Origin of the sequence: Schleiferilactobacillus harbinensis (genome assembly GCF_008694105.1) — a bacterium.
Classification (GTDB): domain Bacteria; phylum Bacillota; class Bacilli; order Lactobacillales; family Lactobacillaceae; genus Schleiferilactobacillus; species Schleiferilactobacillus harbinensis.
This window is the reverse complement of record NZ_CP041364.1, coordinates 2,423,681-2,446,765: the sequence shown is the minus strand read 5'-3', so window position 1 is coordinate 2,446,765 and position 23,085 is coordinate 2,423,681. Positions and strand designations below refer to the sequence as shown.

Annotated in this window: 23 protein-coding genes; 13 read left to right on the top strand and 10 right to left on the bottom strand. The window is 52.9% G+C overall.

The window, feature by feature from the left end:
* Nucleotides 1–35: 35 nt before the first annotated feature.
* The 6 genes from FMM01_RS12090 to FMM01_RS12065 all read left to right on the top strand — a co-directional run bounded on the left by FMM01_RS12090 (nucleotide 36) and on the right by FMM01_RS12065 (nucleotide 7,387).
* On the top strand, nucleotides 36–1,298 hold the full coding sequence (locus tag FMM01_RS12090) for a sugar ABC transporter substrate-binding protein (protein WP_223849938.1): 1,263 nt from the start codon (nucleotides 36–38) through the stop codon (nucleotides 1,296–1,298).
* Between the two features lie 184 nt (nucleotides 1,299–1,482).
* A complete protein-coding gene (locus FMM01_RS12085) occupies nucleotides 1,483–2,373 on the top strand; it encodes a carbohydrate ABC transporter permease (RefSeq protein WP_027829090.1) in 891 nt (296 codons plus the stop codon).
* 12 nt (nucleotides 2,374–2,385) lie between these two features.
* Nucleotides 2,386–3,219, top strand: coding sequence for a carbohydrate ABC transporter permease (locus tag FMM01_RS12080; protein WP_051225389.1), 834 nt, complete (start codon nucleotides 2,386–2,388; stop codon nucleotides 3,217–3,219).
* 32 nt (nucleotides 3,220–3,251) lie between these two features.
* Complete coding sequence (locus FMM01_RS12075; RefSeq protein ID WP_150392691.1) at nucleotides 3,252–4,259, top strand: LacI family DNA-binding transcriptional regulator; 1,008 nt, start codon at nucleotides 3,252–3,254, stop codon at nucleotides 4,257–4,259.
* Complete coding sequence (locus FMM01_RS12070) at nucleotides 4,231–6,657, top strand: beta-galactosidase (RefSeq protein ID WP_150392690.1); 2,427 nt, start codon at nucleotides 4,231–4,233, stop codon at nucleotides 6,655–6,657. Before FMM01_RS12075 ends, FMM01_RS12070 begins: the two co-directional genes overlap by 29 nt.
* Entirely contained in the window at nucleotides 6,638–7,387 is a 750-nt protein-coding gene (locus tag FMM01_RS12065; protein ID WP_150392689.1) for an alpha/beta hydrolase, read from the top strand. Before FMM01_RS12070 ends, FMM01_RS12065 begins: the two co-directional genes overlap by 20 nt.
* Before the next feature lie 369 nt (nucleotides 7,388–7,756).
* Here FMM01_RS12065 and tnpC (FMM01_RS12060) read toward each other — a convergent pair whose 3' ends face one another.
* The 3 genes from tnpC (FMM01_RS12060) to FMM01_RS12050 form a co-directional block, all read right to left on the bottom strand.
* Nucleotides 7,757–9,313 (bottom strand): IS66 family transposase, encoded by a 1,557-nt coding sequence (gene tnpC, locus FMM01_RS12060; protein ID WP_150391428.1) that lies wholly within the window; start codon nucleotides 9,311–9,313, stop codon nucleotides 7,757–7,759.
* 98 nt (nucleotides 9,314–9,411) lie between these two features.
* A complete protein-coding gene (gene tnpB, locus FMM01_RS12055; protein WP_150391429.1) occupies nucleotides 9,412–9,771 on the bottom strand; it encodes an IS66 family insertion sequence element accessory protein TnpB in 360 nt (119 codons plus the stop codon).
* Nucleotides 9,746–9,940: a hypothetical protein gene (locus tag FMM01_RS12050; RefSeq protein ID WP_027827606.1), complete on the bottom strand. Its 195-nt coding sequence runs from the start codon at nucleotides 9,938–9,940 to the stop codon at nucleotides 9,746–9,748. The genes tnpB (FMM01_RS12055) and FMM01_RS12050 overlap by 26 nt, the downstream gene beginning before the upstream one ends.
* A gap of 103 nt (nucleotides 9,941–10,043) precedes the next feature.
* On the opposite strand from FMM01_RS12050, the gene FMM01_RS16310 reads away from it, so the two are divergent.
* The 3 genes from FMM01_RS16310 (at nucleotide 10,044) to tnpC (FMM01_RS12035) (ending at nucleotide 12,221) form a co-directional block, all read left to right on the top strand.
* Nucleotides 10,044–10,187 (top strand): hypothetical protein, encoded by a 144-nt coding sequence (locus FMM01_RS16310; RefSeq protein ID WP_190973500.1) that lies wholly within the window; start codon nucleotides 10,044–10,046, stop codon nucleotides 10,185–10,187.
* A complete protein-coding gene (tnpB, locus tag FMM01_RS12040) occupies nucleotides 10,162–10,515 on the top strand; it encodes an IS66 family insertion sequence element accessory protein TnpB (RefSeq protein ID WP_027829609.1) in 354 nt (117 codons plus the stop codon). Before FMM01_RS16310 ends, tnpB (FMM01_RS12040) begins: the two co-directional genes overlap by 26 nt.
* Nucleotides 10,516–10,610: 95 nt before the next feature.
* A complete protein-coding gene (gene tnpC / locus FMM01_RS12035; protein WP_150392687.1) occupies nucleotides 10,611–12,221 on the top strand; it encodes an IS66 family transposase in 1,611 nt (536 codons plus the stop codon).
* Between the two features lie 68 nt (nucleotides 12,222–12,289).
* Here the strand turns inward: tnpC (FMM01_RS12035) and FMM01_RS12030 are convergent, their stop codons facing one another.
* A complete protein-coding gene (locus FMM01_RS12030; RefSeq protein ID WP_150392686.1) occupies nucleotides 12,290–12,970 on the bottom strand; it encodes a hypothetical protein in 681 nt (226 codons plus the stop codon).
* A gap of 151 nt (nucleotides 12,971–13,121) precedes the next feature.
* Between FMM01_RS12030 and FMM01_RS12025 the strand changes: the two genes are divergently transcribed.
* Nucleotides 13,122–13,616 carry a YagU family protein gene (locus tag FMM01_RS12025; protein ID WP_150392685.1) on the top strand — a complete coding sequence of 165 codons (495 nt, stop codon included), beginning with the start codon at nucleotides 13,122–13,124 and terminating at the stop codon, nucleotides 13,614–13,616.
* A 12-nt stretch (nucleotides 13,617–13,628) separates the two neighbouring features.
* On the top strand, nucleotides 13,629–14,960 hold the full coding sequence (locus tag FMM01_RS12020; protein WP_150392684.1) for a glycoside-pentoside-hexuronide (GPH):cation symporter: 1,332 nt from the start codon (nucleotides 13,629–13,631) through the stop codon (nucleotides 14,958–14,960).
* Between the two features lie 134 nt (nucleotides 14,961–15,094).
* Here the strand turns inward: FMM01_RS12020 and FMM01_RS12015 are convergent, their stop codons facing one another.
* From FMM01_RS12015 to FMM01_RS12000, 4 genes are all read right to left on the bottom strand, one after another.
* Entirely contained in the window at nucleotides 15,095–15,478 is a 384-nt protein-coding gene (locus FMM01_RS12015; protein WP_146995296.1) for a hypothetical protein, read from the bottom strand.
* 88 nt (nucleotides 15,479–15,566) lie between these two features.
* Entirely contained in the window at nucleotides 15,567–16,517 is a 951-nt protein-coding gene (locus FMM01_RS12010; protein ID WP_150392683.1) for a DHH family phosphoesterase, read from the bottom strand.
* A 142-nt stretch (nucleotides 16,518–16,659) separates the two neighbouring features.
* Entirely contained in the window at nucleotides 16,660–18,246 is a 1,587-nt protein-coding gene (locus FMM01_RS12005) for an MFS transporter (protein WP_150392682.1), read from the bottom strand.
* A complete protein-coding gene (locus FMM01_RS12000) occupies nucleotides 18,239–18,802 on the bottom strand; it encodes a PadR family transcriptional regulator (RefSeq protein WP_190973361.1) in 564 nt (187 codons plus the stop codon). The genes FMM01_RS12005 and FMM01_RS12000 overlap by 8 nt, the downstream gene beginning before the upstream one ends.
* A 174-nt stretch (nucleotides 18,803–18,976) precedes the next feature.
* On the opposite strand from FMM01_RS12000, the gene FMM01_RS11995 reads away from it, so the two are divergent.
* Both FMM01_RS11995 and FMM01_RS11990 read left to right on the top strand, forming a co-directional pair.
* A complete protein-coding gene (locus tag FMM01_RS11995; protein WP_027828107.1) occupies nucleotides 18,977–19,627 on the top strand; it encodes an ABC transporter ATP-binding protein in 651 nt (216 codons plus the stop codon).
* A complete protein-coding gene (locus tag FMM01_RS11990; protein ID WP_027828106.1) occupies nucleotides 19,624–20,391 on the top strand; it encodes an ABC transporter permease in 768 nt (255 codons plus the stop codon). The genes FMM01_RS11995 and FMM01_RS11990 overlap by 4 nt, the downstream gene beginning before the upstream one ends.
* 78 nt (nucleotides 20,392–20,469) lie before the next feature.
* Here FMM01_RS11990 and FMM01_RS11985 read toward each other — a convergent pair whose 3' ends face one another.
* Nucleotides 20,470–21,177 (bottom strand): MIP/aquaporin family protein, encoded by a 708-nt coding sequence (locus FMM01_RS11985; RefSeq protein WP_027828105.1) that lies wholly within the window; start codon nucleotides 21,175–21,177, stop codon nucleotides 20,470–20,472.
* Between the two features lie 14 nt (nucleotides 21,178–21,191).
* Entirely contained in the window at nucleotides 21,192–23,048 is a 1,857-nt protein-coding gene (gene glpO, locus FMM01_RS11980; RefSeq protein ID WP_150392681.1) for a type 1 glycerol-3-phosphate oxidase, read from the bottom strand.
* Nucleotides 23,049–23,085 lie beyond the last annotated feature (37 nt).

Sequence of the window (23,085 nt, the reverse complement as noted above, 5' to 3'; positions counted from 1 at the left end):
TAGTCGTAGAAACGTTTCGATTACGAATTTCAAAAATGGAGGAATTAACGATGAAGTTAGCGAAATGGTTGGGGATTTCTGTAGCCGCTGCGGCAGCCGCCCTGCTTCTGGTAGGCTGCGGTAATAGCAGCAGCTCGTCAGGCTCGAACACGAACAACAAGACGATCACTTTCTGGTACGGCGGTGATGCGGATACCGCAGTGAAACCAATGGTGGACGCCTTCACTAAAAAGACGGGAATCAAAGTTAAGATTCAAAGTATTCCGTGGTCTCAATACAACGATAAATTATTAACGGCAGCCGCTTCTAAATCCGGTCCCGATCTGATATTGATGGGTACCACCGGGATGGCTAATTATGTTAGCTCAAAAAGTTTGATGGATATCTCCAAAGAAGTGAAGAGCGATAAAAATATCAGCCCCAACAACTATTTTGAAGGATCTGTCAAAACAACCGAGTTTAATGGCAAATATTACGCCGTTCCATGGTATGTGGAAACACGCGTGCTTTACTACCGGAAAGATTTATTGAAACAGGTTGGCTATAACGAAGCACCTAAGACCTGGGACCAACTATATGATGCTGCCACAAAGCTGTCTAAGCGCGGTAAGAACATGTACGGCTTTAACGTTGATTTCTCTGAACCAACCTTTGGTTTTATGTTTGCTCGGCAAAATGGTGCGACTTTGATTAAAGGCAAGACGCCGCAATTCAACAAGAAGCCAATGGTTGAAGCACTGGATTACTTGGCCAAGTTTTATAAGAATGGTGCCTCTCCCAAACAAGATCTGAAATTGACAATTGGCCAGTCCTTTGGCGGTAAAGCACCAATTCCAATGTTTATATCCGGTCCATGGATGATGAATAGTGTGAAACAAGATGCCGGCTTGAAAGACGATCAATGGGGTGTAGCTGTGCTGCCGAAAGGAAAAGACAATAACATGTCCAACACTGGCGGTGGTAACCTGGCGGTCTTCAATTACAGCAAGAATAAGTCTGCAGCTTTGAAGTTGTTGAAGTATCTGTCGACTAAGGACAGTCAATTACAGTACTACAAGAACAGCGACTCTATGCCTACTCTGAAGTCTGCGTGGACTGATAAATCCTTGAGCGACTCCCGTATCCAAGTATTCCGTAAGCAACTGAACGATTCCGAACCAATGCCTTTAATCAAACAATGGGACCAAATCGGTCAAAACTATTTGAAGGCTTGGGAACCCGTCGCCATGCAAGGGGCTAGCGTTCAAAAAGCGATGGATCAATTGAATTCTCAAACCGAGCAATTGTTGAATAAATAAGTTGCTCACCGGGAGCGGTACTGACTCACTATAATCGCGGCACGTGATGTATCGCGTTGTATTGCCCCGAGAATTCCACTGTGTATTCTCGGGGTATTTCTTTCAAAATAATGCATCATCTGTCCTCTAAATGGGCTCCGCGACGATGATCGCTGCGCCCTCTTTCATGAAAGGAGCCATTCTTATGGCTAAGACATTACGCGACAAGCTGATTCCCTATACATTTGTCTTGCCAGCATTGCTCCTGCTGGCACTATTCTCTCTAATTCCAATCTTCATCGCTTTAATCATCAGTTTCACGGGGTTGGATATTACAGGTTTAGGTGATTGGTCACAAATTAAATTTATCGGTTTGCAAAACTATACACAACTGTTCCACGATAGCGCTTTTCTTCAGTCCATTCTGAATACCGGGTACTATGTGATCATCGGAGTACCTTTGGTTATCTTGCTTTCTCTGACTGTCGCAATTCTAATCAATTTTGGACAAAATCGGTTTTTCCGGTTTATGCGATTGGTCTTTTACACGCCATCAATCACCAATACCGTGGCCGTTGCAGTGGTATGGACTTACATGTACAACCCGAGTATGGGTCTACTGAACAATCTCTTTGGTAAGATCGGCCTAGGACCCTTTCCTTGGCTCAGTGATCCGGCTACGGCCAAGATGTCATTGATCATTTTGGCCGTCTGGAAAGCAATTGGTCTTAATATGTTGATTTTCTTGGCCGCCTTACAGGGAATTCCCGAATCACTCTATGAAGCAGCGGAACTTGATGGGGCTGGCTGGTGGCAGCAAACCCGGCATATCACCTTGCCGTCGCTGTCATTTTCTATCTTTTTCGTGACCGTTACGACGTTGATTGGCTGGTTCCAGTTCTTCGACGAACCTTTCGTTATGACTAAAGGCGGACCATTGAATAGTACAAACTCTGTTGCCCTGTTCGTTTACCAAAACGGGTTCCAGAATAGTAACTTTGGATACGCAGCCGCTGGGTCGTTCGTTATGTTCACGGCAATTATTATCGCCACACTGGTGCAATTCAAGCTGCAAAAGAAGCAGCAAGGAATTTAGGAGGCTGTATTAATGATTAATGGTAATAAGACAGCCGTGCGCAACGGCAAAGTCGCAGTGGGCGCAATCCTGCTATTCTGGGGCTTCATCACTATTTTGCCTTTTTTATGGATGTTTCTTTCCTCTTTCAAGACTAATGCCGAAATCTCGCAGGCGACTCAAAATTTTCTGCCCAACCACTGGACATTGGATAACTACAAGCGTTTGTTCATCGATAGTAATTTTGGAGTCTATCTCAAGAACACGTTAATTATCACGTTGTTTTCCTTTATGGGTATGCTGTTGAACGCGATGGCTGGTTATGGCTTTGCCAAGTTTAAATTCAAGGGACGCGGTCCGCTATTTATTCTTGTATTAGCCACGATGATGATTCCAGGACAAGTGACCATGATCCCGGTTTATCTCATTTTGAATGAGATGCACTTAACCAATACGTTGGCCGGTATTATCCTACCTGGATTAGTGGGGGCTTTTGCCATTTTCCTGTTCCGTCAGTTCATGAGTAATATTTCAAACTCCATCATTGAAGCCGCACGGCTCGATGGTGCCAGTGAGTGGTATATATTCTGGCACATCATCATCCCTATCTCTAAACCGGTGCTGGCTGTTCAAGGAATTCTCACTTTTATCGGAGGTTGGAACGCATTCCTGTGGCCCTTGATCATTGCTAACGATCAGAAATACTATACGCTTTCTGTGGGCCTTCAATTACTCCAAGGTCAGCACACATCAGATTATGGTTTGCAAATGGCTGGTTCCTCCTTTATGGTTATACCGATCGTGATTATCTTCGTTATTTTCCAGAAGTACATTTTACAAGGATTCAATGTGCAAGCAGAAAAGTAGTAGCTGATCAATAACAATATGGGGGGATTTAAGTGGCTGGTATTCGTGATATCGCCAAAAAGGCAGGTGTGTCGATTTCAACAGTCTCTTATGCCTTGAATGGCAGTTCGAAGGTCACCGAGGAAACTCGTGCCAAGATTAAGCACATCGCTATGGAACTCAATTATGTGCCGAATCTGGCAGGGCGCACACTGAAGAAACAAAGCAGCAACATTATTGCAATGTACGTTGCAGATTTTGGCGGGGACTTTTACAGTCATGTGATTGATGGGGTCGATCAGGTACTCCGTGCCAATCATTATGAGCTTATTGTTGGTGCAGGGGGCGACAAGTCGCGGGCGCTAATTCCCCAGAAATTTGTGGACGGTGCAGTGATCCTGGATCAAGCCTTCCCTGATCGGCTAATTAAAAGTTTCGCGAAACAAGGCAGTAAGATGGTCGTCATGGACCGTGAATTGTCTGGCACCAATGTGCATAAGGTCTTATTGGATAATGCCAAAGGGGCTGAACAGGCCATTCGGGCATTGGTTGCGGCCAAAGTCGACTATTATGTTTTCATCAGCGGGCCTTCTGATTCCTATGATTCTCAAATCCGGCTGCAAACAGCATTAGCTTCTTTAAGTGATAAAACTGACGCACCAGTGGTTGTTATTCCCAGCGACTTTACGATTGAGGGCGGCCGCAAGGCAGCAAAAAAGATCAGCAATGCGCACCTCAAAAATGTCGGTGTTTTCGCGCTGAACGATGAACTGGCAATCGGTCTTTATGAAGCTTTGCCCGAGTTAGGTTATACCGTGGGTAAAGACATCAAGATCATCGGCTTCGATAATGATCTTATTGGTCATTATCTAACCCCGCAACTAACAACAATTGATTACTCAAAACATAAATGGGGCGAAACAGCTGCCCAGACCTTGATTGATATGATTAAAGATAATGGTCAGGCAAGTAATCATTACATTGAAACAAAGGTGATCCGACGCGGGTCGCTTGGAGAGGAAACAGTTAATCATGATCAAGACAGACTCTCTCACTTTTGAGATTGATGGCCGGCCGACCACAATTTTAGCGGGTGAGGTTCACTATTTTCGTTTGCCGCCAACTCGCTGGCAATCCGTGTTGACTGAACTGAAGGCTGCCGGCATGAATACGGTGTCCACATACATTCCCTGGCTAGTCCATGAAGAAGAGGAAGGTGTATTTGATTTTACCGGTCAGTCGGACGAACGGAATAATTTGAAGCACTTCATTGAGTTGGTTCATCAAAATGGCCTCTATTTGATTGCCCGGCCGGGACCATTTAATATGGCTGAACTGAAGAACGAGGGCCTCCCGTTTTGGGTGAGAAAAAAATATCCCGCTATTATTCCCACTACTTGGGCGGGTCAGACGGTGCCCACGGGGACTGTCGACTATATAAATTCAGATTTCAAATATGCGGCGCAGAATTGGCTGCAAGCCGTCTGCCAAATTTTGGCGCCGGCTTTGCGGACTCATGGCGGCCCGATCATCGGTGTCCAGTTGGATAATGAAGTGGGCATGCTTAGCTGGATCAGTAATGCCCCTGACTTAACAGATACAACCGTTGCTGAATTTTCGGTATGGCTGCAACACAAATATAATGACCAGTTGCCAGTCGTTTATCCTGCGGATTTCTTGGCCGCTGCCCGTATTCGCCAATACATGGAAAAACCGGACGATACCTGGGTGCTGCAGTATCAAAATGATCTGGGCTATTATATGCGTTATCGCTTTAAGAATTATCTGGCTTTCCTTGCGGATACTGTCCGTGATGCTGGAATTGTCAATACGCCGCTGCTTATCAATGTGCATGGTACTGATCAAGGACGGGGAGAAACATTCCCCATCGGTATCAGCCAGCTTTATGACGCATTCACTTTGAAAGATGTCATCATTGGTACGGATGTTTATTTTGGCAACTTCGATATGACCACCGCCACTCATTTGTATACGCTCAATCGTTTTATGCAGAGCGTTGACGGTGATTGGCCGCTCACTACATTGGAATTCAATGCTAGTTCGGGTAATAACGACGATCATTTACCGATGCAAATTGATGCCAGTGCGTTGCCTTTGAAGACGCGGTTACAACTAGCCCAAGGCACGAAAATAATTAATAATTACCTGTTTACGGGCGGTTTCAATCGATTGTTGGCGGTGCCCGTCGCTGATGGGAATTCTCGTATTGGTATCCATGGGCATCGCCATGGTTTTGGTTCACTGTTATCGCCTGAGGGCAAACCAAACTATACGCTGCCGGCCATGGCCCAAGTGGGCAGCATCATTAAGAATACTGACTGTTTGTTGGCACCCATGCATTCAGTGACTGCACCAATTTCTGTGGGCTTTATTCCTGATGATTACATGACGGAGTATCATTATCCCCACAGTCAGACGGCTGATCAGTTTGTTACCGATCAGGAAAACAATCGGGCAATCTTACCGTGGAACAATATTTTAATGAACTTATTGTCTGCCAAGTACAATTATGATGCCTGGAATCTGCAAAAAGACTTACCTGCTCATGATGACCGCCACGTTCTGGTGGTCCCCACCGGCCAAGCTATGCCGGCAATTGTGCAAAAGCAGTTACTGGAATATGTTCACAAGGGTGGTCAACTCCTGTTACAGGGTGAGCTGCCTGTGAGTGATTTAACCGGTCAGCCGGATACGACTCTAATTAATGGGCTCGGCCTGAGGCCATTACAATTGAAAAAGGAATCGGTGACGTACTTCCCGACAATTACACACCACGCATTTGCTGATGGTTTACCGGAGGTTCGTATTCACCAATTCCAATCATTTGAGCCAACTAAACCAGACAGCATTGTGTTCTGGCGTGAATTGGAGTCGAATACGGCAGTCGGGGCACTATTCAATGTTGGTCCTGGCCGGGTCGCTTTTCTGGGATCAGAAGGCCGTTTTGACCCGGCATTCTATCAACTATTGCTGAATCAGTTTGAAGTGGCCCCGCAATTGACACTGACACCGGCAGCGCCATTTGTCTTGGCCTTTATCACTCAAAGCGATGAAGGGACATTACTGCACTTGTTAAATACGCTGGATGTCCCGGCCACTTTTAGCATGCACGATTCACACGGCCGGCCGCTTTTCGGCAGACATCCTATCACAATCGGTGCCAAACAGGGGCTAATGTTGGCCATGAACATCACCATTGCTGATTGGCGGTTGGTCTATGCCACCGCCGAAATAGTCAATTTGAACCATCAGGAAATTTCTTTTGCAATTAAGTCGACCGATGATGTGATTGCATTAACGGCGCACGTTGTCCTCATGGCCAGTGATGACTTCTGGGTGGAAAAACAGGCAACAGCGACCATCTTGCATCTGCGTCATACCGGCATATTTACCTTACATCAGGAAGGAGACCTTACCATTGGCAGTTTTTCACGTTGAATTCAGCTCAGAAAAGCTTGGGATGCGTTCTCGCCTAAACGTTTTGCTGCCAGAAAACGCGCAACCTAATTTGCCGATATTGCTGCTGCTCCACGGTCTCGGTGATGATGAAAACGCCTGGCTAGAACAAACCAAAATCGCAGATTATGCCCGCAATCAACAGGTGGCAGTCATCATGCCGCGAGCGGATCGCAGTTACTACACGAATACTGTCAGCGGCATGCACTATTTCGACTATATTAGTGAAGAAGTAGTGGCCCGCTGCCGTCAGTGGTTCTCATTGTCTGCGCAACCGGATGACACGTATGTTGGTGGGCTATCTATGGGCGGTTATGGCGCATTAAAATGTGCCTTGCTCCATCCAGAGATATTCGCCGGGGCCTTCTCACTATCGGGTGTACCAGATATCGTTGAACAGTGGCGCGAGCATCCTGAACGAACGTCTTGGTACACTGCACTTTTTGGCAAGAAAACTGAATTAGCGGGCAGCACGAATGATGTGGTTTCTGTGGTACAACGTTGGCCTGCCGATCAGAAAAAACCATTTTTATGGCAACTTTGCGGGACTGAAGATCCTTTCTTGAGAATGAACGAAAGATTTCATACGATAGCACGACAGTCTGGGTTCGAGAATTCCTTGGAGCTCGTTGCAGGAGCCCATGAATGGCGAGTTTGGGATACAGCCATTCAGGAAGTTTTACCATTAGTGGCGAGGAAAACAAAACAGTAATATCAGTTGAATTTTAAACGAGCATTCGTGATTTTATACAGATGTTTCACCTAGATCATTTGACAGATCGCAGTGGCAGATCAATACGGTGACGAACGGGTTATAGGCAGTACGGGAAGCTTGGCGGATGGCGCCAAGCTTTTTTTGCAAGAAAGTGAAAGGTAAGCGTCCAATAATCTAGCGGCTTCCAGCCGGTCGAGCCTCCAATTATACTTGGGACATCAAGTAGATTGGAGGCTGTTTTATGACTCAGATCAAAGATATAGTTCCCGTTGAGCTGATCAACCGTAAGCGGTCGTTGAAATAGGTGTGAAGACAAAAATGGTGCAATCCTCTATCATGAAGATTGCACCATTGCTTTACCCGCTGTTATTCGTGACAGAACGCCTGCACCTTCGGCGCCCACGGCAAATAGTCCTGCAAGGCGACCATGTCGCCGGGAGCCGGCAAATTAGGCACTGTGTCGAATAGATAGTTGAAATATTTACTCGGATCGAGGTGATTAGCCCGTGCTGTCGTGAGCAGACTAAGAATGACCCCCGCAGCCGTCGCGCCGCGTTTGCTCTGCGAAAACAGCCAATTTTTACGACCGATGACCAGTTCTTTGACGGCGCGTTCGGCCCGGTTGTTCGATAGTTCAAGTCGGCCGTCCAACAGGACTGCCCGCAAGCCAGCCTCATGCTTCAACGCATAGGTGATGGCTTTGCCCACCTTGGATTTTGGCAGATAGCTGCCGTCCAACGAGACCAGCCAAGCGAAGAACGCATCCATGACAGGTTTGAGTCGTTGTTCGCGCTGGGTTTGACGTTCATCAGCCGACAAGTCTTGCCATTTCTTTTCCCATTGGAAGAGATCATTGCAATACTGGCGGCCCGTTGGGGCCAGCCCCTTGTCTCCGGCGGTCACGGCTTCGTCAAACTTACGACGCACGTGAGCCCAGCAGAAGACATTGGTGACCCCAAGCAAATTAGGGTAAACGGCGTAGGCATCACTTTGCAGGTAGCCTTCGTAGCCGGCCAGGAACCGGGCAGCTTCCTCGTAACCGCGGCTATTACCGTGCTCATACATGACGATCTGGTGGGCGCTGTGCTTGCTGGACGTGTAGACCCAGTAATAGGTCTGCGCCTTCTTTAGATCCAACACCCGGTAGGGCGTTTCGTCCGCATGGATAACGTCTTGAGTCAGCAGATCTCGGTGCATCAGCTTGTATAGGGACTCCAGGTAGCCTTCTGACGCCTTGATGTGCCAGTTGGCAATTGATTGCCGGGTGAAATCGACCCCGCGACTGTGCCACAAGCGTTCTTGCCGGTTGTCCGGAATCTTGTAGGCAAACTTAGCCATGATGGATTCGGTCAAGACGCTTGAAGAAGCTGGACTATGCGGTATGGCTGGGCGAGGCACATCGGACTTCTTAAGGAACTGGTTGCCGCGCTGATTCAAGCAGCCGTTAGGACACGCGTAGGTGTGCCGATAGACGATTGTGTGCAGGAGCTGTGCCGGAATCAAGGTTGCTTCTTCGCGTACTTTCGACCGGCCGATATCCTGCATCTCTTCACCACAGACCGGGCACTTGCGCTCCTCACCTTCGAGCAGGCAATCCTGCTCGTCCAGCGGCAGCTTGTTCAAGTCGGTGCTCTTGGTCCGTGTCGCTTTCTTGAGCTTCTTCTTGGCGACCTTGCGGTCATCACCGGTGAGCTTGTCGATGATGCTTTGTTCTTCACCGGTGATGATGTGCTCATTGAACAGGTTCGTCTGGCCATGCGGCAGGTTATCGCTTGATTCCCGGCGCCGACCGAACAACATGCGCTTCAAGACGGCGATCTGTTCCCGGAGGTCCTGATTTTCATTTATCGAATTCTGCAGTGCGGTGCGTAATTGTTCTGGCGAAGCGTCCACCAATCGCACTGCATCTTTTGTGTCTACCAATCGGTGTTCCTCCAATAAATATAATAAATGGATTATATCATGTTTTATACGGCGAAGGAAAGAGGAGATGCCAATAAATCATGGCTTCTCCTCCTCAATTAGTTGGTATATCCTGGCTTGAAATCATGAATGGTACTCCGTTCTTGAATACTTAGACCAGTAATCAATCGCTTCAGCTGGTAATGACTGAGATGCTGCACCTCAGAGCGCGTTCGCGGCCACTGCAGGTGGCCGTTCTCGTACCGTTTGTAGTAAAGAACAAACCCACTGCGGTCCCAGTACAGAGCCTTGAACCGATCGCGCTGACTGCCGCAGAATAAGAACAGCGAGTGATCATAAGGCACTTCGTCTTCGCCGTACAGCTCCCGCAAGGAAGCGGCCAAACCGTCGATTCCTTTGCGCAGGTCCGTTTTTCCGCAAATGATATAGATGTTAAGCTCTTGGATATTGGGGAACATTGCCTGTCAACTCCTGGAGCACCACGTGCAGAATTGCCCGGTCAACACCGGTGTAAAACACGACCTCGGCGTCCTTGAGCTTCACTCGTGCCGCAACCTGCGGTTTGACCAGCGGCTTCGGCGACCGGTCGGTCACCTGGATCGGCACGATATCTTTGATTTGAACCATGAAAGGCCTCCTTGTTTACTTGATAAACCAAGTTTACAAGGAGGCCTGCACCGGGTCACGATACCTATGTCAACGACCGCTTACGATCAACCGGGCCGGTACTGTGCCGGCAGTCAAAACCAAGCTGGGTGCCAAAGTGAAGCTTGGCGAGTCAGAGGTGCTGCTCTATAACGGCGTTGACGGCTACCTGGCGCACATCATCTTACAGGAGTTGACCGGCAATGCTTCCCGACCTGACCAGCGTTAAGATCTTCATCGTCTGCGGCCGGACGGATCTGCGCAAAGGGATCGACGGTCTAGCCACGCTGGTCCAAGAGGAATACGACTTAGACGTTTTCGACCAGTCGCTCTTCCTCTTCTGCGGCACGCGCAGTGACCGCTTCAAGGCCCTTTACTGGGACGGTGACGGCTTTCTCCTGCTGTACAAACGGTTTGAGAATGGGCATATGCAATGGCCGCACAGCCAAGCTGAGGTCAAGCAGCTGCGCTATGGCCAGCTGAAGCGGCTGCTCACCGGACTGGCCATCGAAGAACGGCGAACCATCAGGTCCGCCCGTCCAGGCATCATCCACTAGAAGCTCTTTCCAGAAGCCAGGGAAAGGGTTTCCTTTTGTACTCCCCGCTTGATATAATCCTACTTATCATTCCAAGTGGGAAAGGCGGTGAGCTGATGGCTAAGGCGGTCGGGACTGAACGTGAACGGCAGTTGGAACAAGAAGTCTTCTATTTGAAGCAGGAACTGCAACTGCTTAAAGAAGGCATTGCGTATTTAACCAGGAAACAGTATGGCCTCAAGAAAGAGACCCTGGATCATGCCGAACAAACCAATCTGTTTACAGAAGTTGTCCCGGAGCTGGATATTCCAGAAATAACCGGAGAAACCAAAGAAACGATCACCTACACGCGGACCAAAAAGAAAGGGAAACGGGCCGCTGAACTCGCCCAGTTCTCCCACGTCCAAAAACAGTTCGAATTACCTGAGAGCGAGCGGATCTGCCCAAATTGTCAGCGGGTCATGGCGGACATCGGCGGTACAATGATGCGCCAAGTCCTGGATATGATCCCGGCATTTTTCCAAGTGGTTGAATACATCGCCCACGCCTACGCTTGCCAGTATTGCAAAGACCATGGCATCCACAGTGATGTCATCAAAGCCCCTGTGCCTAAAGCATTCATCGGAAGCAGCTTGGCGTCACCGTCGATCCTGGCGGAGACACTGATTGAGAAGTACGAGAAGAAAGTGCCGGCTTTTCGACAGGAGAAACAATGGGCCAGGTTGGGTGTGCCGATCACGCGCCAAGACATCATCAATTGGCACATCTTGGCCGCTGATTATGGACTGGGCGCCCTGCATGACCTGATGAAAAAGGAACTGCTCACTCAAGATATCATCCACGCCGATGAGACGCCGTATAAGGTCATCGAAAGTGAGAAGAGCAAGACCTATTATTGGCTGCTCGCTTCCGGCCGGTACGCTGAGAATCAAGTGATCCTGTACGAGCACAAAGACGGCCGATCATACAACTGGATCGAAGAGATGCTCGGTGACTACAGCGGATTTCTCCAAACCGACGGGTATGCAGTCTATCAAAAGCTGCCGCACGTTGTGCGCGTTGCCTGTCTGGCCCACATCCGCCGGAAATTCTTTGATGCTTTGACGGAGAGTGAACAGAAGCGGACAAAGAAAGCCACCCGCACGAGAGAACGGGCCAGCGAAGAAGACCTGATCAAAATCGAGCACGCCAAAAAGAGTGCTGCCTGGATTGGTGTCGAGTATTGCGACGTCATGTTTCTTCTGGAGAAACGCTGGCACGACCTTGCCCCGGAAGACCGCAAAGAAAAACGGCAGGCCATTCTGGCCAAAGTGATGGACGCGTTCTACACCTGGTTAGGAAACTTGGGCCAGCTGCCCAAGACCAAGCTGGGCAAAGCCGTCGACTATGCCTTCAATCAGCGGGACGCCCTAGCAGTTGTTCTAACCGATGGCCGTTTGGAGATCTCCAACAACCGCGCCGAGCGGGCCATCAAGGAACTCGTCATGGGCCGGAAGAACTGGCTTTTCTCCACCAGTTTCAAAGGTGCCCAAGCGAGCGGCATCATCCGTAGCGTCATGCGCACAGCCGAAGCTAACGGACTGGACACGCGCGCTTATTTGAAGCTCCTATTTGAGGAGCTCCCCAATCTGCTGGTACCAGATGATCCGAATGACCTGCAGAAGTATTTGCCTTGGGCACCGCAGATGAAAGAACGGTGTACCAAGCAATCAACAGAGCTCGAATAGTGAAGAGCGAGGCTCGTGCTGACCCCGTAATCATACGGGATCGGCACGAGCCTCTTCAATACGCTATTTTATTCGACGCTTACGCCAAAATAAAGAAACAGCCCGACTTCATTGACACTGCGCAAGTGAATATCGGCGATCGTCTGCCCGTCTGCGATGGCCGCCGCGTGGTCGGCACGCAGCTTCTCGCCGTATTTCGTGCTGTAGCGCAGCGAGCCGTCGCGATTGATTAGTTGTTCCTGGGCCAGCACGGCGCCGGCTTTGACGGTCATTTCATTGCGCCCAGTCCAGTAGATGGTGGCCGTGCTGCCGTGGCGGGCCACGTGGAAGGGCCGGTCGACGAGGGCTTTATCGAATCGGTGGCGGGCTTTCGCGGCTTTCTTCTTCGCCGGGGTCGGGACTGCCTGGCCGGACCGGATGCCCAAGCGGGTTAGGAGTCGGGTCAACAGATCAAGATAATCGGCTAGTCCGGCCGCCTGGTTGGCGGGCAGGGCAGCTTCTTCGCCAGCGGCCCAGGCGGTTAGAAAGCGGGTCACAAAGGCCGGTTCAGTCGTCCAGGGCAGGGTGATCGTCAGATATTCATCGGCCGGTGCGGCAGTTTTCAGAGCGAGGCGACCGTCGCTGATTGGCAGCTGCACCCCGTGCTCTGGCGCTGGCAGCGGCGCGGCCGACAAAGTGACGGTACCTTGGTCGCCAGGCAGGGTGACTGTGGTCTTTTCGGTGTCTAAATCAACAGTTAAGCGGGTCATAGGGATTCCTCCGATGTCAGTCGTTGATAGTTTTATTGTACGAAATTCCGAGCGATATTTCCGTTATTGAGTTTCTGCAACTGGCACACGCTGGCCAACTGCTATACAATTGTAAGTGAACAATTCGAAATCTTGAATGGAGGCCTTGAATATGGCGAAGCAACAATTTTCGATCCATAAAGCACTGGCGGTGGGGGCAGTGGCCGGTACAGTTTCTGGTTTGGTCAAGTTAGGGTGGGAGAATATCCTGCCGCCGCGGACACCGGCGCGGGACGCGACCAATCCGCCCCAGCAATTTCTGGAACAACTGGGTATGCCGGCGGAGTTGGCCCACGCCACGTTCACCTATAATGGGCATGAGATCCCCTGGACCAGTCTGGCGATCCATTTCGGTTTTTCGACCAGTCTGGCTATGCTCTACGCCGTAGTGCGCCATTACATTCCGCTGGCTAAGCTGGGCAAAGGGACCGCTTGGGGTCTGGGCGTCTGGTCTGTGGCCCACTTGGTGGCCATGCCGGCGATTGGCACGGTGCCCAAGGTTCAGGATCAGCCCATGGAAGAGCATGTCTCTGAAGCGCTGGGCCATGCGGTGTGGAATTGGGTCAATGAATTAGTGATTGAAGAAATGGAGAACGATAAGAAATAAGCGGGTGAGGCAATGCGGCAACACACACAATGGCAGACCCGCTGGCCGGAACGGATCAGTTACGGCCTGAGCGACGCGGCGGACAATCTGGTCTTCCAGGTGATGACCACCTATCTGCTGTTCTTTTATACGGATGTTTACGGCTTAACTGCTGGGGATGTGGCGCTGCTTTTCGTGATTGCGCGGATCTGCGACGTGATCGAATCGCCGCTGATCGGCATCATGATCGATCGCACCCACTCCCGTTTCGGCAAGAGCCGGCCGTTTTTCCTGTGGTATGCGCTGCCCTACGTGGTGTTCGCGGTCCTGACGTTTGTGACGCCGCCCGTGGGCTACGGCGGCAAGCTGGCGTGGGCGTATGTCACTTACTTAGGTCTGGGCTTTCTTTACACCACTGTGAATTTGCCGATCACGTCGGTACTGCCGACGCTGTCAGAAAACGACCAGGAACTCACGCTGCTCGGGGTGATCCGCCAGTTCTTCGGCAGTTCGGTGCAGATCATCGTCGCAGTATTCACGCTGCCCCTGGTGGCGTTCTTTGGCCAAGGCGACGAACAGCGGGGCTTCCTCGGCACCATCAGCCTCTTCGCGGTGATTTCTCTCGCCTTGATCCTGAACACGTTCTTCCAGATTCGAGAACGGTTCACCCAGCCGGAGATCGCCCACCAGCCGCTGCGCAAAGTCCTCTCGGCGGCCCGGCACAACACCCCATGGATCGTGCTGTCGCTGGTGATTTTCTGCTTTTGGCTAGTGACGGCGATCAAGAATCAGACGACGGTTTACTATTTCAAGTACGTCTTAAACAACCAGAATCTGGTATCCTGGGCCAACAGTTTCACCTTTACCTCGCTGATCGGCGTTGTCAGTATCATGCTGATTGCCGGCCGGTGGGGGAATAAACGGACTATGGGCACCGGGATGCTCATCGCGTTAGCGGGCCAGCTTCTGCTGGCCGGTGGGGTGTATACCCGCTGGCTGCCGCTGCTGTTCACGGCGATCGCAGTGAACAGCATTGGCCAGGGCATGATCGTCGGGCTGGTCTCGATTATGATCGCCGATACGATCCGCTATGGCATCGTCGTTTTGGGCGTGCAGGCCGAAGGAATTTTTGCTTCGGCCAATGACTTGGGCGTCAACTTGGGCCTTGGCTTGGGCGGCCTGGTGACTGGCGGTTTGCTGGGCCTTGCCGGCTACGTCGCCAATCACGCCCAGAATGCAGCGACGCTGCGGATGATCGATCTGAATTATGTTTGGATCCCGCTGGGGCTGTATCTGGTGATGATTGGCCTGCTGCATTTCTACGATGAGCAAAAGTTGTACGCGGCGATTAAATCTCGCGCATGAGAAAAAGAAGCATCCTCGGCGAACGTTGAGGATGCTTCTTTTGACAGCTGTCAGACATACAGAGGCGATGGCACGAAACTGGGACCTGTGCTTGTTCGGATAACCTCGCAGGCCGCTGTCTCTACAAAGGGAAATTAAGAATGCAAATGGACTGGATAGAAAATCTCCCGGGGTTTCCACGCCCGGTCGGCCAAGTCCTGAATGTGATCCGCCAGCGCAATGTTGGCCAGCGAAAAGACGATCATGCCGCCGATGGCCCAGAGGCTGGCGAGAAAACTGGCCAGGTTGAGAAAGGCCAGTACTAAAAGAATCAGCGCCAGGCCGGCCGCCAAATCGGCGACCGTAATTGAGTGATCAAATTCGTGGTGATACCGGGTGCGGGCCATGTCGGCTTGGGCATGGGCCTTGAGCAGCGTCCGCCGCAGTTGATACAGCGTGCGCCGCTGGGTCCAAAAGTCCATGACGACGGGAATCGCGATCACCGTTACCACGGTGTTTAACAATAGTGAAATAGCCAATGGAAAGAACCCTCTCTCGAATTGATCCCATTCCGTGCCGCTTCCATTATCGCTTCTTGTGAAAAAAGTGCAACTGATTGTAGGCCACTTAATTGGCTACTGACAAATCTGTGAGTTCCTGGATGATCTGCTGCACTTCATCAGCCGAATCTGCCACGGCTCCGCTGGCTAACGGATGACCGCCGCCGCCATGCCGGACAGCCAGGGGCTGGATCGGGGTGCCCTTGCTGCGGAATTCCACCCGGTACTTGCCATCGGGCCGTTCGGTGAAGACCACCCAGCGGTCCACCGTGCTGAGTTTACCGAGAAAGCCGACCACGGCCTGTTCCCGGCCGGCGGGGAGGGCCATTTCTTTCAACAGGGCCTGATCCATAATCAGCGAACCGGCACCATTGGCGGTGACGGTCACATGGGCCAAGGCGTAAGCCAGCAGCTTGCCGGTCTGGGGTGAGAACTGATCCTCCTGGCGGCCGATGGCGGGGGCATCAATCCCGGTGCGCAGCAGCGCCGCGGCGACTTCGTGGGTTCGGGCGGTGGTCAAGTCGTAGAGGAACCGGCCGGTATCGCCGATGATTCCGGCATACAAGGGGGCTGCGGCAGCTTTGCTGATGGCGAGGTTATCAGAGTAGGTGACCAGATCATAGACCATCTCGCTGCTGCTGGACGCGCCGGCGTCCACCCACTGGATGTCGCCGAAGGGTTCCCGGTTAGGATGGTGGTCGATCTTCATCAGCTTAGCCGCCTCTTGATAATGGTCGCTGTCGATGCGGGCCGTGTTGGCGGTGTCAATGACGATGACCAGGGCGTCAGGGTAAGCGGTGGCCGGGACCTGCTGCTGCGGGCCGATCCAAGCTAAGCCGGGGGCGGCGCTGCCGGCAGTGTAGATCTTTTTCTGGGGATAGGCTTCGCGCAGAATTGTGGCCAGTCCGGTTTGCGAGCCGATGGCGTCGGGGTCGGGATTGATGTGGCGGTGGATGATGATCGTGTCGTACTGGGCAATGGCGGCCAGTACTTGAGCGATGGGGTTGATATCAGACATGGAGAAAACCTACTTTCTGTAGTGAGTTTGCTGTCTCCATGATACTACGTCTGGCGAGCGTGGTGATGTTCCACGTGGAACATGGACCGGCTGAGCACACAAACAGCCGACATCGTGAAGACGTCGGCTGGATATAAGAGAATTAATGATGCGCCGCTTGCAAGTCTAGCTTCTGCGATTGCTGGTGGCTGCGCAATAACAGCACCGCCGCTAAGGCACCAACCAGGGCAATGCCGGCGGCGGTGAGGGTCAGGGCAATCATCCCGTTGTCGTAGGCCCGCACCACGATGGCTTGGATCTGGTGACCGAAGGGACTCTTGGTCAAGCGAGCAGAAAAAGCAATGGTGTGCCCGGAGAAGGGGCCGGCATTGATCAAGGCATCTTTGATTCCCGTCAAGGCGGTTGCAGGCATCTTTACTTGGGGCAGGTTGGCGTTCAGGTGGCTGACGTAGCTGTTGTTTTGAATCAGCCCCAACCCAACAACGCCAACGGTGGTACCGAATTGGCGAAAGACATTGAGCAAGCCCGACGCCATCCCCATCTCGTGGGGTGCCACTCCGGCCATGCCAGCCGTGTTCAAGACCGGATTGACCACAGCGTTGGTGATCCCGATGAGCACCATGCCCGGCCACAGTTCCAGAAAAGAAACGCCGGGGGCGACGACCCAGGCAATGGCCAGATAGCCGATGGTGCCCAGCAGCATGCCCCCGCTGATCATCCATTTACTGGAGAAGCGGGCGGTGAGCAGGCCGACGATCGGTCCCAGAACCAGTGACCAGACACTCATGGTCAATTGGCGCACGCCGGTTTCGATGGCGGAATAACCGATATAGTTCTGCATCAGGGCCGTGAGAAAGGCGTTATAAGCGTATATGCCCGAGCCCAGCGCGAAGGCGACGATGACCGTGCCGACAAAGTGGCGTTCCTTGAAGATCGCCAGATTGATCATCGGGTGGGCCACTCGGCTTTCTACCCAAATGAAGAGGGCCATGACGGCCAGACCGCCCAGCAGCAGCCCAGCGATCTCGGGGTTTGTCCAGCCCCAGCTGGGATGGGCTTCTTTCACGATCAAGCCGTAAATAATGGCGAATAATCCGATGGCCGACAGCAGCATTCCGCCGATGTCGATCTTTTGATTTTTCCCATAACTGGGCGTTTCTTTCACATACACGATGGTCAAGATCACCGCGAGGATACCAAAGGGTACGTTAACGTAGAAGATTGCGGGCCAGCCGAAGTTTTCAACCAAATAGCCGCCGATCAGCGGGCCAGAGGCGGTGGAAATGCCGATGACCGAGCCCAGGATACCCAGGGCCAAGCCCCGTTCAAGGCCGGCAAAGTTCGAAGTGACCAGGGCCATGGACAGGGACATCATCCCGGCCCCGCCGATGGCCTGGACGCCTCGGCCAATATCGAGGATCAACAGGCTCGGCGCCATGCCGTTCACGGCAGAAGCAGCGACGAACAGGATCAGGGAACCGAGGAAGATTTTCTTGCGGCCATACATATCCCCGAGTTTGGACATGATCATTAACGTCACGGCGTAAACCAGGGTGTAAGCATTCAGCACCCATTGCAGATCCGTGAAGGTGGTCTTGAAGTCGGTGACCATCGTGGGCAGGGCGACATTGACGACGGTGACGTCCAGCAGGCCCATGAAGACGCCCAGACCCATGGCGGTCAAGGCGATCCATTGTTTTCTGCTGGTTGGCTGTTGTTGTTTATCCATTCGATTGGGCCTCTGCTTTCTGATTGACTGCCTGACGGGAATCGGTGATCCAAGTCAACTTGGTGTGACAGAGGGCAATACTCAGATCGAGATTGCGGATCGTCCAGTCAACGTAGGGTTTGTTGGTATCGGGTGCCTGAAGGACCTCTTGGAGGTGGGTACGGACGCCTTCATAGGTGGCCAGGTCGACTTTGATCTGGGCTTCGTAGTCATCTAGAATTGCTTCTTGGTGGGCCTTGTCGACTGCTGGCATCCCCCGGAATTTGAAGCGGAACATGGACTCCCGCTTGGCATCCGGAGCGATGGGGGCCGCCATCAGGGCGAGGAAGCGAGCCCGGCCGGCGGCGGTGATTTGAGCCACCTTTGTATGGCGCGGATCCTGCTCATCGGTGTGAAATTCGATGTAGCCGTGGTCTTCTAATTTAGCCAGCAGCGGGTACATCACCCCGTTGGAAATTTCCCGGCGGGGGATCAAACTGCTCTCCACCACCTGGCGTAATTTGTAACCGCACATGTTGCGGGACATCAGGGTCCCTAGAATTAATAAATCGTACATGCATACCTCCATAGGTCGTAACGACTGATTAATCATAGGTCGCGACGACAGGTGTTGCAAGTGAAAAATTACAAGAAACCGTATTTTATTTTCTGAAAAAGAACCAGCAGAAACGTACCGCTTTACCTTTCTCTCCTTCTAAATTAGAATGGTTATAGAAGGGAGCGATGATTAATGGCGGAGCCTATTTTCACCCTCCACAACGTCGGCGTCGACGTGCCGGAGAGAACGTTATTAGCAGACATTTCATTCACCGTGGCGCCTGGGGAGTTTGTCACCATCGGCGGACCGTCGGGGTCGGGGAAGAGTACCTTGCTGCGGGTATTGGCGACGCTGCTGACGCCGACCAGCGGGACGATTATGTATAACGGGCAGCCCCAGGCCAGTTATGAAAAGACGGCCTATCGGCGGGAAGTATCGTATTGTTACCAGCAGCCGAGTCTGTTCGGCGAAACGGTCTGGGATAATTTGGCTTTTCCATTCCAAATTCGACATGTCGATATTTCTGAAGAACGCATGACCCAAGCATTGGCTTCAGTCCAATTACCAGCGGCGATGCTGCACCAGCCGATCACGGACCTGTCCGGCGGGGAGAAGCAGCGAGTGGCGCTGATCCGCAACCTGCTGTTCACGCCCAAGGTGCTGCTGCTGGACGAAATCACGACGGGATTGGACGCGGTCACGAAAGAGGCTGTCCACGACGTGATTGCCAACCTGAATCGGCAAGGGCTGACCATGATTGCCGTGACTCACGATGAAGTGGAACTGGCAGCAGCGGACCGGCTGCTGACTATTGAAGATGGCCGATTGGCGGTGGCGGTATGACCCAACTCGTGGTAACACCCACCGCGCTGCTGTTCGCTGTCGCCCTGGTGGCAATTGCGTTAGTGATTAGTTTGAAAGAAAAAATCGGCCTGGAAAAGGATCTGATCGTCGGCGTCATTCGGGCCGTCATTCAGCTGACGGTGGTCGGGTATGTGCTGACGTACATCATCAAGGTGAACCAGCATTGGCTGACGCTGCTGATGGTGGCCATCATTGTGCTCAACGCCGCGTGGAACGCCCGCGGCCGAGCCCAAGGCATTCCCCACGCCTTTGCCATCAGCCTGCTGGCGATCACTGCCGCTACCGGCGTGACCATTGTTCTGCTGGTGTTAGCTGGAGCGATTGCCTTTGTGCCTAGCCAGATCGTGCCGATTTCCGGGATGATCGCCAGTAATGCCATGGTCGCCATTGGGTTGGCCTACCGCAGTATGAACAGTCAATTCCATGATCAGCGCCAGGCCTTGCTGGAACGGCTGTCCCTGGGCGCGACGAAGTACCAGACGGCCATTGCAGTGGTTCGGGAAGCGATCCGGACCGGTATGAGCCCGACCATTGATTCGGCGAAAACCGTTGGCCTGGTGAGCCTGCCGGGGATGATGTCCGGGCTGATTTTTGCCGGGGTGGACCCGACCAAGGCGATCATGTACCAGATCATGGTCACGTTCATGCTGATGGCCGCCACCAGTTTGGGCAGCACGATTGCCTGCTACTTGGCGTATGGGCAATTCTTCAATGCGGATCTACAATTACGGACGTTTCGTTAAGTACGCAAAAAGCCGAGGCCGTCGCGGTTTGGACGGTATCGGCTTTTTATTGACCAGATAATGGCAGCGCTTAATTAATTATGGTAAAAGAACGAAGATCAGTGCGCCGGCGATCCCGCCCAGGAACGGACCGATGATCGGCACCCAGGAGTAGGCCCAGTCGGAGTCGCCCTTGTTGGCGATGGGCAGTACGGCGTGGGCCAGCCGCGGTCCCAGGTCCCGGGCCGGGTTGATGGCGTAACCGGTGGTCCCGCCCAGGGAGAGACCGATCGCGGTGATCAGAATGCCCACCCCGATGGGATTCAAACCGTCGGTCCACTTGCCCCGGGAGAAGGCCAGCAGGCCGAAGATCAGGACGGCGGTGCCAATGAATTCAGAAATGAAGTTGGCGAAGTAGCTGCGGATCGCCGGGCCGGTGGCGAACACGCCCAGGGTTGTGGCCGGGTCATCGGTAGCCGCCCAGTGCGGGTAATACTGGATCCAAACTACAACGCCGGCGAGAAAGCCGCCAAGTACTTGGGCGATGATGAAAGGAGCGACCCACGCCCACGGAAATTTACCGATTACGGCGAAGGCCAGGGTCACGGCTGGATTCAAGTGGGCCGGGCCCATGAAGGCGGCGGAGTAGACGCCCAGCGTTACCGCCAGACCCCACCCCAGGGTAATCGCAATCCAGCCGGCTCCTTGGGCTTTCGACTTGTTCAATGAAACGCCGGCGACAACGCCGTCACCAAGCAGGACCAGGATAAAAGTCCCGACCAGTTCACCTAATGCTTCTGTCCACATAGTGCTCCCTCTTTCTAATGGGTGATGGCCGGCGTGGCGGCCTTCTTCAGGTAAGCTAATGCACTCTCGTCGATTGCTGCGTTCAAGCGGGCGAGTTGAATGGCTTTTTCATCCTCATCCCAACCCAGCAAGCGGGCCATTTCGTCAATAACCGGCTGTTTCAGGGCGGCTAGCGTTTCGGCGTGGAAGAGAATGGCGTTGGTCCGGCGGAGCAGGTAGTCCACGGGCGTTAAGGTCATTTCTTCATTCACGGAGTAGCGCAGGCTGATGGTTTCCTTGAGACTCAAGCCCGGTGCGGCGCCGCCTTCCAGATAGGTGACGACCCGGCCGGTGTTGGAACCGAAACGGTTGGCCAGATCCTTGGCGTCGGCGTCCGGCAAGCCGGCATCAGCGGCAATCCGGGCGTAGAATTTCATCGTAGCTTCCACGTTGGTCGGATCGAAGTGACCGCCGGAAACCTGGAGCTTCTTGGAGTCGATCTCCTTAGTTTCCACGTGAAACTTGTCAGCTAACAGGCGGCGAATCAGGGCGAGCGCGCCAGCGGCCATCTTCCGGTAGTCAGTGATCTTGCCGCCGGATAGGGTGATCATGCCGTCGGTTGCCCGGGTCAGCGAACTGCCCCGGGAGACTTGCGACGGAGTCAGGCCGGCGGCTTCGGCGTGGGCCGTTTCCAGTTTTGAAATGGCTCGTTCCACGTCTTCCCGAGTGGCGGTCTTGTCTTCGTAGTCGTCCACGGTCTTGATCAAGGCGTTGAAGGACGCGTCGGACACTTTGCCCTTGTTGGCACCGCCGCCGTTGTAGTCGGAGCTGCTGTTGTTAGCAATCAGCGGGCGCAAGCCGGCCCAGCTGGCCTCGATGTCGTCGATCGTGATGTGGGCATCCGGATAGCGGGTATTGATCACTTTCAGCAGGTAATCCACGTCGCTTTGTTCTACCCGGGGATGCTTGTAATCACCGGTGTAGTCCGTGTCGGTGGTGCCGAAGTAAGTCTTGCCCTCCCGGGGAACGACGAAGAACATGCGGCCGTCATTCAAGCCGGTGTCCATGTAAGTCGGCTGCGGCACTGGCAGACGGGAACCGTCCACGACGAGGTGGACGCCCTTGGTCGGCCGCAGGGTCGGGGCTTGGTTTTCTTTCCCATCCAGACTCTTGAACTTGTCGGACCACGGACCAGTGGTATTGATCACCAGCTTGGCGTGAATGTCGAACTCTTCGCCAGTGAGCAGATCCTTAGCGTGCAAGCCGGCGACTTGACCAGCCTCATTGTAGATGACCCCAGTGGCTTGCACGTGGCTGGCAACTTCAGCGCCCAGCTCGTCGGCTTCCTTGATATTTTCGATCACCAGACGGGCGTCGTTGTTCACGTAGTCCAGATAGACACCGCCGCCTTGCAGACCGGTGGCTTCAATATGCGGCTCGCGCTGCAAGACTTCGTCCTTGGTGACGGTGTAGTTGGCATATTGGGAGCCTTCCACGTCGGCCAGCTGGTCGTACAGATTCATAGCGATCTTGACGCTGAACATGTCAAAGGTACTGCCTGGTTCGTCGTAGATCGGCATCAGCATCGGGAACGGCCGGGGAATGTGCGGGGCAATGCCCTGCACGACGGCCCGTTCCTTCACGGTGTCGGCCACGACGCCGACGTCGAAGGTCTTCAAGTAGCGAATGCCGCCGTGGACCAGCTTGGTGGACCGGGAGCTGGTGCCTTCGGCGAAGTCCTGCATTTCAATCAAGCCGGTCTTCACGCCGGATGCCGCAGCCTGGATCGCGACGCCCGCGCCGGTGATTCCCCCGCCGACGATGAGCAGATCCAGGTCCGTGTGCTTTAAGTTCTCAATGGTTTGTTTACGGGTATTTTTAGAAAATGCCATGGTGATGATCTCCTTTTATTTAGAAAATCGGTGCAGC